Below are 13942 nucleotides of genomic sequence, written 5' to 3'. Positions count from 1 at the left end.
TCTCAACTGCGTTGCACTCCGCTCGAAATGACGACAGATGGCACAAAAAATCTAGTCCTCAATCTTCGAATGGTGTTTGGTATCTTTCATGGTGGTATATAAAATTAACGAGATTAAAATACATCCGGTTACATACCAGTAGAAATAATTTTCATGGCCGATATTTTTAAACCATAGCGCAAAATATTCTGCCGTTCCACCGAAAATGGCAACAGTTAACGCATAGGGTAAACCTACGCCCAAAGCCCTGATTTCAGCAGGGAACAGTTCTGCCTTAACTACGGCATTAATGCTTGTGTAGCCACTCACAATAATCAAAGCACCAATCATCAGCAAGAATATGATAGTAGTATTGGTTTCTCCGGCCAAACCAGTTAAAATTGGATAAGTACATAAAGTACCCAGCACACCAAAACCGATTAATAAAGGTTTCCGCCCAATTTTATCGGATAACAGGCCAAACAGCGGCTGCATAATGGCAAAAACCAATAACGAAACGAATGATAATGTTGTAGAGGCTTCTTTACTCAGGTGAACCGTATTGACCAGAAATTTCTGCATATAAGTACTAAACGTATAAAAGGCAATTGTTCCGCCCAAAGTTAAGCCTACTACGGTAAAAACTTCCTTTGGATATTTCATCAGTACCGCAATGCCACCTTTTTTATCTGCCGAGTTTTTGCTTTTAAAAGCCGAGGTTTCGTCGATATGTCTACGTAGATACAGCGCAATGAAAGAAAGTATGGCTCCGATAAAAAATGGAATCCGCCAGCCCCATTCATGCAGTTCGGCAGGGGTTAGCAACCAGTTTTGCAAGATTAATTGAATGCCCAAAGCCAGTAACTGCCCACCGATCAGGGTTACATATTGAAAGCTTGAATAAAACCCTCTATGTTTTTTGGTAGCCATTTCGCTGAGGTAAGTGGCAGAAGTTCCATATTCGCCACCAGTACTCAAGCCCTGAATCAATCTTGCAAAAATGAGTAATAAAGGAGCTGCAATTCCAATCTGTTTGTAACCTGGGGTTAAACCGATAATTAATGAGCCTATCGCCATAATGAGTACAGAAAGTGTCATCGAACGTTTTCGTCCTAGTTTATCAGCAATGCTGCCAAACAGCCAGCCACCGATAGGCCGCATTAAAAAGCCTACTGCAAAAATACCTGCGGTATCTAACAATTGTGCAGTTGGGTTACTATTTGGGAAAAAGGCAGGAGAAAAATAAAGTGCAAAGGCAGAATAAGTATACCAATCGTACCACTCAACAAGATTACCGACCGAACCGCCAAATATAGATTTCAACCGATATTCCACATCCTTAATTTCGTTCTGTTGTAATGCTTTTTCCATAATAGATAATGATTGAATGAGAGAATTTTGAATGATTGAATGAAATTTAATTTAAACAACAGTTCTTAACCAAAAATATAATAATTTTATAAGGAAAGAGCTGAGTCCTTTTCACTTTATTCACTCACTCCTTCTCTCATTCAATATTCAATCATTAATAAAATGAAAGATAATTTTTCTACCCAATCTGCTGATTACGCTATTTACAGGCCAACATATCCCCAGGAATTATTTGATTATCTTTTTAATCTAGTAAAAAACAAAGAGACCGCCTGGGATTGTGCTACAGGAAATGGTCAGGTTGCGCGTGTACTGGCCCAACATTTCGATGCCGTTTATGCGACAGATATCAGCGAGAATCAATTAAAAAATGCTTTTCAACTACCAAATATTACTTACAAAGTGGAACCAGCGGAACAGACATCGGTGGGTAATGCTAGTTTCGATCTGATTACGGTGGCACAGGCTATCCATTGGTTTAATTTCGAAGCATTTTACGCTGAGGTAAAAAGAACACTAAAACCAAATGGCCTTTTCGCGGTGATTGGTTATGGACTAATGTTTATCGATAAAAAAGTGGACAAGGCTGTACATAAACTTTACGAAGACATTTTGGGTAAATATTGGGACAGCGAACGCCGTTATATTGAAGAAGGTTATAAAACCATCCCTTTTCCTTTTGAAGAGATCGTTGCTCCTCATTTTCAGATCAAAACCATCTGGAATTTTAACCAAATGATCGGCTATTTAAATACCTGGTCTTCTTTACAGCACTATAAAAAGGCGAATGAACGCAACCCATTAGAGTATATGTTTACCGAATTAAAAGAAGCCTGGGGCGATGATGCGGAGAAGGATGTTCATTTTCCGGTTTTATTGCGGATTGGGAGACTAGGTTAACCGCAAAGAAAAAAAAGGCAGGCGCAAAGTGCACAAAGCGGGTACATAACCGATCCTCTGCGCCTCTCGGCGAAATCCTTCGCGTTCTTTGCGGTTAAAAATGCAAAAACTATTTCAACAACTCCAGAATACCCAAAACACTAAGCTTCTTCTGCTCACCGCTTTGCATATCTTTTAGGGTAAGTTCTCCGCTTGCAATTTCATCCCCGCCGATTAAAATTACATAAGGAATGTTCTTCGCATCGGCATAGGCCATTTGTTTTTTTAGTTTCGCCGAACTTGGGTACAACTCTGCCGAAATCCCTGCATTTCTGAATTGCTGCACAATTGGCAAAGCATATTTTTCAGCTTCTGTATCAAAATTACTGATCAACACTTTTGTGCCAACCTCTGCCGAGGCAGGGAAAAGGTTAAGTTCTTCTAGTACATCATAAATACGGTCGGCACCGAAAGAAACACCAACTCCGGTTAAATCTTTTAAACCGAACATACCGGTTAAGTCATCGTAACGGCCACCGCCACCAATGCTACCCATGGCTACTTCGTTGGTTTTAACTTCGAAAATGCAGCCGGTATAGTAGTTTAAACCTCGCGCTAAAGTAATATCCAATTCCAGTTTAGCCGTTAACGGCAAGCTATAAGAAATCAAACTTTCTACATATTCAAAAACCTGTTCAATTTCTGCAACACCTTTTAAACCTGTTTCTGATTGTGCCAAAACGGTTTTCAAACTAGTTAGCTTTTCTTCGTTGGTGCCTTCTAACAAAATTACCGGACGAAGTTTTTCTAAATCCGCTTCAGTAAAACCACGTTCCAACAATTCTTTACTTACGCCATCTAAACCGATTTTATCCAGTTTATCGATGGCCACGGTCATATCGATAATTAAATCTGGTTTACCGATAATCTCAGCAATACCCGATAAAATTTTTCGGTTGTTAATTTTTACGCTGAAATCTTTCAAACCCAATTTGCTCAAGGCTTCATTGTAGATTAAAATAAATTCAGCTTCGTTCAATAAACTTTCAGATCCCACCACATCCACATCACACTGATAAAACTCACGGTATCTGCCTTTTTGCGGACGGTCTGCACGCCAAACAGGCTGCACCTGAAAACGTTTGAAAGGCAAAGTAATTTCGTGCTGGTGCATCACTACATAACGCGCAAAAGGCACCGTTAAATCGTAACGCAAGGCTTTTTCAGAGATTAGCGGAATCAGTTTATTGCTATTATCTTCATCTGCAAAATCGAAAGATTTCTTTTTTGGATCTTTAAGAAATTCGCCACTGTTTAAAATTTTAAAAATCAGTTTATCGCCTTCATCACCATATTTCCCTGTCAAAGTAGAAAGATTTTCGAAACTTGGAGTCTGAATTTCTGCGTAACCATATTTTCTGAAAACCGTTTTAATGGTATCGTAAATAAAATTGCGTTTTACCATTTCAACCGGAGAAAAATCGCGGGTACCTTTTGCTAATGAGGGTTTAATAACTGACATAGCCGCAAAAGTACAAAAATGTAAGGTTTATTAACCACAGAGTTTTTAAAAGAAGGCAATGGATGTTGGATGAACCACAAAGACACCAAGAACACAAAGAAGTTTTTCTATTTCAATAAACAAGTCACTCCAAGGCAAATCAATCAATTGTCTTGGTGTTCTTTGTGCCTTGGTGGTGATAGAATGAAAAATTACTTCCCCAAAACCTCTTTCACCAATTCCCGATTTGGTTTCGATACCGGAATTTTATCGCCACTATCCATTAAGAGTGTCCCACCATCTTCCTTAAGCCAGCTTTTTACAAATATCGGGTTAACCAAATGGCTTTGATGTGCCCGTACAAAACCGTGGGGTTTTAGCAGATCGGAATATTCTTTTAATGATTTCGAAATCAGCAGCTGATCACCGTCGCTAAAAAAGAAATTGGTATAATTATTATCCGCCTCGCACCTCATGATTTCTTCGATACCAACATATCTAATTTCATTCTGTTGAGGTAATGCTATTCTGGTATTTCCTTTAATCGATTCCTTTTTGTCGATTCTTTCTTCAATAGTAGGGTCTTGATAAGCAAGCGGAGGTGCAAAGTTTATGGCTACTGTATTCGGGGCAGCGTTTGATGATGTATTACGGTTTTTTTTAATCAAAAAGTAGATCAGCATGAAAATGCCACCAAAAAATCCGAAAAAGACAAGGCCAGCTACCAAAAGCATAATTATTTCGGGTGCACCCAACATCGCAGCATGAGCTGCCTGTATGCCATACGCAAAAATAAAAGTTAACCCGAAAACTATCTTATTTTTCATTTTCTACCCGCTTAGATCTCTTAAATAAATATAGACATAAGAAAACAAAACTGATCATTACGGCGATTGAGATAAAGCCCACCATAATGAGAAGAATTATTTCGGGTCCACCAATAGTTGCAGCATGGACAATTTGCAGGTCTATAAAAATGATAAAAAAGAGTAAAAATAATAATTGTTTCATGTTGATTGATTTAAATGGTGCAACGAAAGTAGTGACGTGTTATCCATTTAAAAATCAACATTGAGAATAAGTCGGTTTGCAATGAGAATTGATGAGCAGATTTTTAGTATTTTACAAAGGCCTAGCCCCCAGCTTTTTTCACTTTGTATCCATCCTTCTGAAGGATGCCCATTACTTTATCGCGTACATCGCCCTGGATCATAATTTCGCCGTCTTTAACTGAGCCACCTACACCACATTTGGTTTTAAGCATTTTGCCCAATACTTCTAAGTCTTCAGTACGCCCTCTAAAACCGGTAATTAAGGTTACCGCCTTACCACCACGGTTCTTTTTATCGAGCATTACCCTTAAATCCTGTTGATTGTTTGGCGAAGTAACGGTATCATCAACTTCCTCTTCGTATTCGAACTCCGGATTGGTAGAATACATAATTCCGCCAAGATCACTTAAACTATTTTTCTTTGGTTTCATGTTTTATAAAAGTTCATTGGTTCACTGGCCACTTGTTCATTAGTTTGGGTGCATAGCCTAACAATTCGTTGCAGGGCAAGATTTGAGTGTGCAAAGCAATCTATTTGATCAGGAATCAACGCCAACCGCCGCACGCTTAGCGCCACACTCAAGGAACAATTACTTTGAGCGAGAGTGGATTTACTACCGCGTGTATCTCTGTCCCCATTTGTAAAGGCTCACCATCTACATGCACTGCGCCAGCTTTTTCTCTCGTAATTTTAATGTTTTTGCCTTTAATAATTTCAATCATGTCTGATGTTTCGGCCTTCCCCCTTAACATTACATAACCCAATAACGGCAATTTTATTATCGGGAAAGGTTTAATAATGCAAACATCAAGCAAACCATCTTTTACCGAAGCATTGGGTGCGATATAAACATCGTTGCCATACTGCGATGAATTGGCTATGCTAATGGCAAAAGCTTTTCTGGTATATTCGGCGCCATCAATGTTTAACAAATAAGTTTGGGCTTTATAGTTAAAAACCTCCTTAAAACCCAGCTTTACATAACCTGATAGGCCGCGTTTTTTATCTTTCGAAAAAACAGCGCTCAAATGGGCATCGAACCCCATGCCAGCCAGATTAAAAAAACATTTGTTATTAAACTCGGCAGTATCAATCTCATCAACCTTAAAATTATTGATCAGGGAAAGTGCATACCTTAAATTTTTCGATATTCTTAAAAACCTGGCGAGGCCGTTTCCAGATCCAAGTGGTAAAATCCCCAAAATCTTTTTGTGTTTTAATACTTTACTGGCCACCTCATTAATAGTCCCATCGCCACCTGCAGCAACAATTACATCGAAATTTTTAGTCGCGGCTTCATCTGCCAATTCGCCGGCATGACCAACATATTCGCTAAAAACAAAGTTTGGGCTAAACTTTTCCTTATCCAGATATTGATCAATAAAATCAGGGATGCGTAATTTCCCTCGCCCACCAGAGATAGGGTTTATAATAAATAGGATATTGATCTTTGTGTGCAAAGTGTAAGAATGAATGCACAAAATAATCTATAATTTTTGAAATAAAGAAAATATGCTAATTTTGCACCAGTAAAAAAGTGGATTGATTTGCTATCCCGACACCTCGGGACCGGATTGCAACCACTTAAAAAAATTGCTAATGCCTCCTTTCAATCATTTAAACACCTGTTTCCAAGGGGTTTGGCAAGTATTAATTTGTTTATTTACCATTAATTTATTTAATAAATGTCATATTTATTTACATCAGAATCTGTTTCTGAAGGCCACCCGGATAAAATCGCCGATCAAATTTCGGATGCATTAATTGATAACTTTTTAGCTTTCGATCCAGAATCAAAGGTTGCTTGCGAAACTTTGGTAACTACAGGTCAGGTTATTTTGGCTGGTGAGGTAAAATCTAAAACATATTTAGATGTACAACAGATTGCCCGCGATGTAATCAAGAAAATTGGCTATACCAAAAGCGAATATATGTTTGAGGCCAACTCTTGCGGAATTTTATCGGCAATACACGAGCAATCTCAAGATATTAACCAAGGTGTAGATAGAAGCAACAAAGAAGAACAAGGTGCCGGCGATCAGGGTATGATGTTTGGTTACGCAACAAACGAAACCGAAGATTATATGCCTTTGGCATTAAATCTTTCTCATAAATTATTACAGGAACTTGCTGTTTTACGCCGCGAAAATAACGAAATCACTTATTTACGTCCGGATGCAAAAAGCCAGGTTACTTTAGAGTACGACGATAACAATAAACCAGTGCGTATCGATGCGATTGTTATTTCTACACAACATGACGATTTTGATGAAGAGGCAACGATGTTGGCTAAAATCAAAACTGATTTAGTGAATATCCTGATCCCAAGAATTATCAAAAGCAATCCTGCATACGCACATTTATTTAATGATAAAATTGAATACCACATTAACCCGACCGGTAAATTTGTAATTGGTGGCCCGCACGGCGATACTGGTTTAACTGGAAGAAAAATTATTGTCGATACTTACGGTGGTAAAGGTGCACATGGTGGTGGTGCTTTCTCTGGTAAAGATCCAAGTAAAGTAGATAGAAGTGCGGCTTACGCTACACGCCATATCGCTAAAAACCTGGTAGCTGCTGGTGTAGCCGACGAAATCTTGGTTCAGGTATCGTATGCTATTGGTGTTGCAAAACCAATGGGTATTTACATCAATACTTATGGCACTGGTAAAGTGGGTAAAACGGATGGCGAGATTGCTAAAATTGTAGAATCTATTTTCGATATGCGCCCTTACTTTATTGAGCAACGTTTGAAATTAAGAAACCCAATTTATAGCGAAACGGCTGCTTATGGGCACATGGGCCGTACGCCAGAAACGGTTACCAAAACTTTCAGAACACCAAACGGTGAAGAAAAAACAGTTACGGTTGATTTGTTTACCTGGGAGAAATTAGATTACGTAGATCAGGTTAAAGCTGCCTTCGGCATTTAATCCTTCTAATAAATTTATAGAAAAGGTGTTCTTGCAACTGTGCAGAACGCCTTTTTTGTTGTTGCCAGCACAAAACTTACGAAGTTTCAAAGGCTAGTGGGTAGGCAAAACTTCGTAAGTAGGCTGTGCTTGGCCGATTCCAATATTTGTGAGCCATCAAGCAACAGAAAAATTAATTGATACTTTTTTGAAAAGCAGGGTTCTGCGCACATCGGTTCCGAAAGCCCTGCCATCCGCTTTACCTCTCTGCGTTCGGTACCGCTTCTGTCAGGTTTATTTAACTTGGGCTGGTGGTTCTTGGGGAAATAATCCTCTTAAGAAATAATACACTGAAACTGTGCAGACTTCCGGTAATTAGCAAAGGCTTAACCTACCTAAACCTGATTGAAATGAAAAGCCCGTAAGCCCGGTCCTTCACCGGGAGCGGACTTGTAATGAAAAGCAGGACTGACATAAAAAGAGCTTCTGCAATTGCTTTTCAAAAAAATAACTCAAATTCCTCCTTGCTAGACTTACGAAGTCAGCCTGCGCTACGGTCTTGGTAGACTTCGTAAGTTTAGGCCAAATGGTATTTCAGCTCCTGATGGCTGCCTTGCTCCACCACTAAACCTTTATCCAGTACAATAATTTTATCAGCATTGTTCAGGGTGCTCGATCGGTGCGTAATTACAATTACGGTTTTCTGTTCAGCCTTTAAAAGCTCGATCATGCGTTGTACATGTTGCTCAGAAACCGAATCGAGCGATGAAGTGGCCTCATCTAAAATTAGAATTTCCGGATCGCGGTATAAAGCCCTTGCAATGGCAATCCGCTGTCTTTGTCCGCCAGATAATGATGTACCGTTTTCACCCAGATAAGTCTGAAAGCCTTTAGGTAAAGCCTCAATAAAGCCAATTAAACCCAGTTTAGTGGCAATATCAATAATCCTTTGCATATCGGGCTCTTCTTCACCAATGGCTATATTCTCGATTACATTACCAGCAAATAAATCGATCTGCTGAGGCACAACCGATACCACTCTACGAAGCGACGAATTGGTAATGTATTTCAGATCATATTTACCGATGCGCACATTGCCCGCTTGTATCGGATAAATATTCTGCAGGATAGACATTAACGTTGATTTTCCTGATCCACTCTCGCCCACAATGGCTGTAAATTTACCTTGTGGAATGGTTAAATTCAGGTTTTCGAAAACGGGTAGCCTTGCCCCATAGCGAAAGGAAACATTTTCGAAATGAATATCGCCAATTTTATCGGCACTCAGTTCAATCTGGTTCTCATCACTTTCTCGCTCCAGATCCATAATTTCGAATAGCCTGTCTGCAGCAATAACGGCATCCTGTACGGTTTTATTCATTCCGATTAAAGAGGACACAGGCCCTGTAAAATAACCGATCAACGTATAAAACGACAATAATTCTCCAGGGGTAATCGAATTGCTTAGCACATAACCCGCTCCCACCCAAAGCAATACAATAGTAATCATCCGCGAAATAAACTCAGTAGATGTTCCTGATACAACGGCATTTATATTTGATTTAAAGCCTGCCTGGAGCAACTTGATGAAACGGGTTTCGGTTTTATCGTTAGCATGATCTTCTAAGCCGAAACGTTTAATGGTACCTACCGCGTTTAAGCTTTCTACCAATTGCGATTCGAGCTCAGCAGCATCTTCCATTAACCTCCGTTGCGTACGTTTGTTAAATTTATCGGTAATAAAATAAATAACCAGGTATAACGGGATAACCGTAAGCGTGATGAGTGCCAATTTCCAATAGTAGGTAAACATCATGATGAATGAGAAGAAAACAATAAAAATGTTGACTACAAAATTTACGCATACATCATTTAAAAACGTTCTGATTTTTACCGCATCGTTAATCCTCGAAATAATTTCGCCCACCCGCATGGTATCAAAAAACTGTTGTGGCAAACGGAGCAGGTGTTTGTAGTAACCTAAAATAAGCTGCGAATCGATTAACTGACCGGTTTTTAAGGTAAAAATTGTTTTTGCCGAGCCAATAAACAGTTGTACCAGAAGAATAACCATCATGGCTATACTCATGAGGTTTAGCAGATTATGGTTACCATCTACCAGCACAAAATCAACTAATTTCTGAACAAAAATAGAGGTGGATAAACCCAGTACAGTATAAACAATAGCACCAAATAAAACTTGCGTCAGAATGCCTTTGTGTGGTTTAATCAAACTCCAAAATCTCCCCTGGATTGATTTTTTTTCATTGCCGGTCTGGAAGTCTTCTGACGGCAACAATAAGACTAAAGCACCAGTCCATTCTTTTTTGAATTCATCATGCGTTTTACGATGCACTTTCCCATCTATAGGGTCCATCACCTCTATAAACTTGCTGTTTACCTTGTAAATCACTACATAATGCTGAAGGATATCATTCACAATGATATGTGCTATAGCGGGCGTAGGTATTTTAAATAAACTATCAAAAGGTGCCTTAACACCTTTCGCTTCAAATCCTAGTTTTTGGGCCGCTTCTACAAGTCCTAAAACGGTTGTACCCTTTTTATCAGTTCCGGCAAGCTGCCTGATGCGGGCAACGGCCAAATCTAATTTATAATGAGCAGCAATTGAAGCCAGACAAGCCGCACCACAATCTGTTATATCTCGTTGCTTAACTTTTGTACTCATTGCTTCTATGTTTTTTGGATTAAATTCGGATTAACCCAATCATCTACCTTATCATAAAGTAATTGATATAAACTCCGGTCGGTTACTTTAAAGCGGGCCGTAAAATTCATTCCTTTTTTGAGGTATCCCTTGTAACCGTTTTTTAGCATCAGAAAATTTTTATCCATTAAACACTTTACCTTAAAAGCAGGCTGGTTACCATTTAAGATCACAATATCGTCCGAAATATCGATCACTTTACCTACCGCCAAACCCCACTGGTTATAATTATAGGCATTGACCTGAAAATGCACTTCCTGTCCTTTTCTGATCAGGCCGATATCTGATGGATTAATGTAGCAATAAGCAGCCAAACCTGCATCTGGAGAAACCTCTCCTATTTTTTGGTTGGCAAAAACATAAGCACCTTGTTGCAAACCAATTAAGTTCTGCACAGAACCATCAATCGGCGCCCGTAATACATATTGTTTTTTCTGTTCGTTAAGTTCTGCCTGCTGCCCCGAAAGCTGGCGCAGCTCATTCCGGTAACCATTGGCTTCGGTTTGCCATTGGGTTTTATATTTGGTACGCACCATTAAGTAAACCGATTCGGCCTGCTCTAGCTCGTATTTGTATTTTTCGTATTCTGATTGTGTAAGTACTTTATTCTGATAGAGCTTACTGTAACGTGCAAAATTGCTCGCGGCTTGTCTTTTTGCAATACCAGCATTTTTTGACTCCTGCACATATTGTTGCCAAGAAGCCACATATTGGCCGCTTTGCAGATCGGATGAACCACCATTAAATGAAAGTAGTGTACGAATATCCTGCAAAAATTGGGTGATCTGGTTTTTACGCGTTTCTACCAAAGCATCTTGCTGTTTGGGTAACCCGGCATCAATAGCCAAAAGCGTATCGCCTTGTTTAAGTCTTTTATTATCCGAAAGTCTATACTGTATTAACCGGCCATTAACCGGTACAATAAGTTCTGTTTTTTCGATGGTCGATTGTAAAACGCCTGTCCCATTTATACTAATGGGTATTTTAACAAATGGAAGGGCAATCAAAACAATTAAAATGGCTGCCACGGCAACGATATAAATTAACTGACTTGATTTACTAATTTGAGAACGGTAAACGAGAGCGGTATTTGAAATTCTTTCTGTAGAGTAGCTGGTTAACGCCATAGTGTTGAAATCGTAAAGCATCCGCTATTCTGAAACCAAAATAGCGGATACAATAAATTGCTTATAGACTCCAAACAAGTTTCAAAACATTGGTTACTGTTTTGCTTAAAAATGCTGAAGTGTCTGCACCAACTGCATTTAAAGTTCCTGAAAGAGAAGCTAAAAGTTCAGATAAAGTATTGTTAACAATACCACCACCTTCAACTTGTGACATTTCAGTTGTGTTCATTTCTTTAACACCAAGATTTTTTAATTCTAAACTTTTCATACTAGATTTTTTTTGAGTTTTAAGGTCCTACTCTTTTGAAGGCTTTTCGGGATGCGCCTGATGCTTGGCCAAACACTTCGACTAATGTAACATTATTAGCTATATGGATGTAGTATTAAGCATCTAACACAAACGTAACGATTCGTTAATGATCCAAAAAAAAGCCCTCCAATAAACAAAAAACGCAATCACTACCAAAAAACTAGGGCATTAGTTTCCATATTCAATTTATTCATTAGCCACAAACTGCTTTATATTCTTTTTATTCGCTGTTTTTTTAAATAGTCTGCTTTAAAAAAAATAGCTTCTTTAGATCCCGTTCATTTTCATAAATTCAATCTCCTTTTCTGCAATATGATCGTCATCAATCGCATACGACTTAATATTGGCAATTTTCATTTCATCAATTACATCAACAAAATCCTGGAATTTAGCCGTTTTAGCTGGCTTGATAATGACGATCATGTATTTGGCTGGATTATGCTGATGAGTTTCGGCAACCAGTTTTTCATTTTTACTGATTTCTTTTTGAATGTTTGCCACAGGTATAATGTGCATATCTGCCTTTTCTATCGTACCCATGTAGCAAACGGCCTTGTTGTTTTTGCCGAGCAGGATGGTCATGGTACGTGATTCGGGATAATTTTCTACAACATCTGTGTCCGTTTTATCCGGCTTAGCAATATCGGCCGCATTTAAGCTACCCAAAGAAGTGGTGAGCATAAAAAATGCAGTCAATAAAAACATCAGATCAACCATTGCGGTAAGATCTACCCTTGGGGCTGGTTTTTTGGTTCTTCCTTTCGCAGCCTTGCCGCTTTGAGATTCGTTTAATGTTGCCATAATAATTTAGGTTTTTAATGATGATGACAAGCCCTATCAAATTGCATAAAAAAAGCGATTAAAAATTTAATCGCTTAAAGACTCCAACAGAAAATCGTCATCTCGACTGAAACGCAGTAAAATGGAGAGATCTTAATAGATTTCTCGACTGCGTTGCACTCCGCTCGAAATGACGATCAAACTAATATACAAATTACTTCACTGCTTCAATTACACCGCAACCTACCCGTGGCCCTGAGTTACCAGTTGGTTGTGTAGTATAATCGTCGGTACCGCCATGCACAATAATTCCACGACCGATAATATTTTTAATATCGCCATCCTTAATGCTCCATCTATCGGTAGTAACCGAAAGTGTGGCATGGCCTTTATTATCTAACATGATGTTGCCAATGTCACCGCTGTGATAAGCGGCAGATCCCCATTTGCCGTGAGCTTCTTTAGTTGGGTTCCAGTGGCCGTGTGTATTTTCGCCCATATTGCCGCAATCGCCATGTTCGTGAAAGTGGACCGCAACATTACTGTCTGCACGCGCAGCAAAATTCATCTCGATGTCCATCTTAATTTTTCCATCGCTTAATTCGTAAAACTTTGCCGTTCCAATAGTTTTTGTATTATCAGCTGTTTCGGTTAAAGTGGCCTGAGCAATTTCTTTGTCGGTTTTGGCACAAGCACTGATAAGTGCTACGCCTGCAATAGCTAAGCTTAAAAGATATTTTTTCATTTTATAAAAATTTAGTTTAGATAAGAAACAGATTGACAATCATTTAGTTTGCTTTAAAAAGAAGGATAGGAAAACCATTTCGAATGCCACTTGTTTAATCAGTATAAAATCGTATAACTATGGAACAGCCAATTGCAATGAACACTTTAAGTCAAATTTTGGAGAAATTGAGGCTGAAAGGAAAAGATAACGAATTAAAAATTTCTGATCATGGTAAGATGCAAAGTAAATCGCTCGGAAAAATTTATAAACCCGAAGATTTAACCATTGTTAAAACTTATCGGTTTGAAGGAGACTCAGACCCTGCAGACAATTCAGTATTGTATCTGGTAGAAGATCAGGAAAAAAATATTGGGTATATATTAGATGCTTACGGTATCTACTCTGATAATGAGGGGCCGGCATTTGATGATTTCTTAAAGAAAATTCCAACCGAAAATAGAGACGAACAGGAACTTTTTTGTTAATAGCCTAAAGATTTAATTTAGAGGGAGAATTAGCGTAATCTGATTCTCCCTTTTTTTATTTTAAAATATTGGCAGGTTATAATTCCG

14 protein-coding genes are annotated in these 13942 nt (G+C 38.7%); 3 read left to right on the top strand and 11 right to left on the bottom strand.

The genetic code is table 11. From position 1 onward, the window contains the following. Positions 1-51: 51 nt before the first annotated feature. Positions 52-1350, bottom strand: coding sequence for an MFS transporter (locus ACTJKN_RS11235; RefSeq protein ID WP_440825013.1), 1299 nt, complete (start codon positions 1348-1350; stop codon positions 52-54). Between the two features lie 162 nt (positions 1351-1512). On the opposite strand from ACTJKN_RS11235, the gene ACTJKN_RS11230 reads away from it, so the two are divergent. Next, the gene (locus ACTJKN_RS11230) at positions 1513-2250 is read left to right on the top strand and encodes a class I SAM-dependent methyltransferase (protein WP_440825011.1); all 738 of its coding nucleotides are present in this window, start codon (positions 1513-1515) and stop codon (positions 2248-2250) included. 109 nt (positions 2251-2359) lie between these two features. Here the strand turns inward: ACTJKN_RS11230 and hisS are convergent, their stop codons facing one another. The 5 genes from hisS to ACTJKN_RS11205 form a co-directional block, all read right to left on the bottom strand. After that, the gene (gene hisS, locus ACTJKN_RS11225; RefSeq protein ID WP_440825010.1) at positions 2360-3751 is read right to left on the bottom strand and encodes a histidine--tRNA ligase; all 1392 of its coding nucleotides are present in this window, start codon (positions 3749-3751) and stop codon (positions 2360-2362) included. A 191-nt stretch (positions 3752-3942) separates the two neighbouring features. Further along, positions 3943-4557, bottom strand: a complete 615-nt coding sequence (locus tag ACTJKN_RS11220) for a LytR/AlgR family response regulator transcription factor (RefSeq protein WP_440825008.1) — start codon at positions 4555-4557, stop codon at positions 3943-3945. Next, positions 4547-4741, bottom strand: coding sequence for a hypothetical protein (locus ACTJKN_RS11215; protein ID WP_440825006.1), 195 nt, complete (start codon positions 4739-4741; stop codon positions 4547-4549). The genes ACTJKN_RS11220 and ACTJKN_RS11215 overlap by 11 nt, the downstream gene beginning before the upstream one ends. A gap of 121 nt (positions 4742-4862) precedes the next feature. Continuing rightward, positions 4863-5213 (bottom strand): translation initiation factor, encoded by a 351-nt coding sequence (locus ACTJKN_RS11210; RefSeq protein WP_230142598.1) that lies wholly within the window; start codon positions 5211-5213, stop codon positions 4863-4865. Between the two features lie 148 nt (positions 5214-5361). Continuing rightward, positions 5362-6243: a diacylglycerol/lipid kinase family protein gene (locus ACTJKN_RS11205; RefSeq protein WP_440825004.1), complete on the bottom strand. Its 882-nt coding sequence runs from the start codon at positions 6241-6243 to the stop codon at positions 5362-5364. A gap of 225 nt (positions 6244-6468) precedes the next feature. Here ACTJKN_RS11205 and metK point away from each other — a divergent pair, with 225 nt between their 5' ends. Then, a complete protein-coding gene (metK, locus tag ACTJKN_RS11200) occupies positions 6469-7719 on the top strand; it encodes a methionine adenosyltransferase (RefSeq protein ID WP_029277640.1) in 1251 nt (416 codons plus the stop codon). 556 nt (positions 7720-8275) lie between these two features. Here the strand turns inward: metK and ACTJKN_RS11195 are convergent. The 5 genes from ACTJKN_RS11195 to ACTJKN_RS11175 form a co-directional block, all read right to left on the bottom strand. Beyond that, positions 8276-10387, bottom strand: coding sequence for a peptidase domain-containing ABC transporter (locus tag ACTJKN_RS11195; RefSeq protein ID WP_440825001.1), 2112 nt, complete (start codon positions 10385-10387; stop codon positions 8276-8278). Positions 10388-10392: 5 nt separating this feature from the next. Continuing rightward, positions 10393-11553 carry an HlyD family secretion protein gene (locus tag ACTJKN_RS11190; RefSeq protein ID WP_440824999.1) on the bottom strand — a complete coding sequence of 387 codons (1161 nt, stop codon included), beginning with the start codon at positions 11551-11553 and terminating at the stop codon, positions 10393-10395. 61 nt (positions 11554-11614) lie between these two features. After that, positions 11615-11821, bottom strand: coding sequence for a bacteriocin (locus ACTJKN_RS11185; protein ID WP_131528933.1), 207 nt, complete (start codon positions 11819-11821; stop codon positions 11615-11617). A gap of 309 nt (positions 11822-12130) precedes the next feature. Beyond that, a complete protein-coding gene (locus ACTJKN_RS11180) occupies positions 12131-12664 on the bottom strand; it encodes an ExbD/TolR family protein (protein WP_440824997.1) in 534 nt (177 codons plus the stop codon). Between the two features lie 193 nt (positions 12665-12857). Next, positions 12858-13388, bottom strand: a complete 531-nt coding sequence (locus tag ACTJKN_RS11175) for a superoxide dismutase family protein (RefSeq protein ID WP_108197209.1) — start codon at positions 13386-13388, stop codon at positions 12858-12860. Between the two features lie 119 nt (positions 13389-13507). Here ACTJKN_RS11175 and ACTJKN_RS11170 point away from each other — a divergent pair, with 119 nt between their 5' ends. After that, the gene (locus tag ACTJKN_RS11170; protein ID WP_230142616.1) at positions 13508-13855 is read left to right on the top strand and encodes a hypothetical protein; all 348 of its coding nucleotides are present in this window, start codon (positions 13508-13510) and stop codon (positions 13853-13855) included. Positions 13856-13942 lie beyond the last annotated feature (87 nt).

It is taken from the genome of Pedobacter sp. 22163 (assembly GCF_052045595.1).
Classification (GTDB): Bacteria; Bacteroidota; Bacteroidia; order Sphingobacteriales; family Sphingobacteriaceae; genus Pedobacter.
The sequence above is the reverse complement of the archived record's forward strand: the minus strand, read 5'-3'. Positions and strand labels throughout refer to the sequence as shown.

Bases quoted from the DNA above. Each gene is read 5' to 3' on its own strand.
- ACTJKN_RS11175 (WP_108197209.1), bottom strand. From the start codon at position 13,388: ATGAAAAAATATCTTTTAAGCTTAGCTATTGCAGGCGTAGCACTTATC.
- ACTJKN_RS11210 (WP_230142598.1), bottom strand. From the start codon at position 5,213: ATGAAACCAAAGAAAAATAGTTTAAGTGATCTTGGCGGAATTATGTAT.
- ACTJKN_RS11230 (WP_440825011.1), top strand. From the start codon at position 1,513: ATGAAAGATAATTTTTCTACCCAATCTGCTGATTACGCTATTTACAGG.
- ACTJKN_RS11190 (WP_440824999.1), bottom strand. From the start codon at position 11,553: ATGGCGTTAACCAGCTACTCTACAGAAAGAATTTCAAATACCGCTCTC.
- ACTJKN_RS11220 (WP_440825008.1), bottom strand. From the start codon at position 4,557: ATGAAAAATAAGATAGTTTTCGGGTTAACTTTTATTTTTGCGTATGGC.
- ACTJKN_RS11180 (WP_440824997.1), bottom strand. From the start codon at position 12,664: ATGGCAACATTAAACGAATCTCAAAGCGGCAAGGCTGCGAAAGGAAGA.
- ACTJKN_RS11235 (WP_440825013.1), bottom strand. From the start codon at position 1,350: ATGGAAAAAGCATTACAACAGAACGAAATTAAGGATGTGGAATATCGG.
- ACTJKN_RS11195 (WP_440825001.1), bottom strand. From the start codon at position 10,387: ATGAGTACAAAAGTTAAGCAACGAGATATAACAGATTGTGGTGCGGCT.
- ACTJKN_RS11170 (WP_230142616.1), top strand. From the start codon at position 13,508: ATGGAACAGCCAATTGCAATGAACACTTTAAGTCAAATTTTGGAGAAA.
- metK (WP_029277640.1), top strand. From the start codon at position 6,469: ATGTCATATTTATTTACATCAGAATCTGTTTCTGAAGGCCACCCGGAT.
- hisS (WP_440825010.1), bottom strand. From the start codon at position 3,751: ATGTCAGTTATTAAACCCTCATTAGCAAAAGGTACCCGCGATTTTTCT.
- ACTJKN_RS11185 (WP_131528933.1), bottom strand. From the start codon at position 11,821: ATGAAAAGTTTAGAATTAAAAAATCTTGGTGTTAAAGAAATGAACACA.
- ACTJKN_RS11215 (WP_440825006.1), bottom strand. From the start codon at position 4,741: ATGAAACAATTATTATTTTTACTCTTTTTTATCATTTTTATAGACCTG.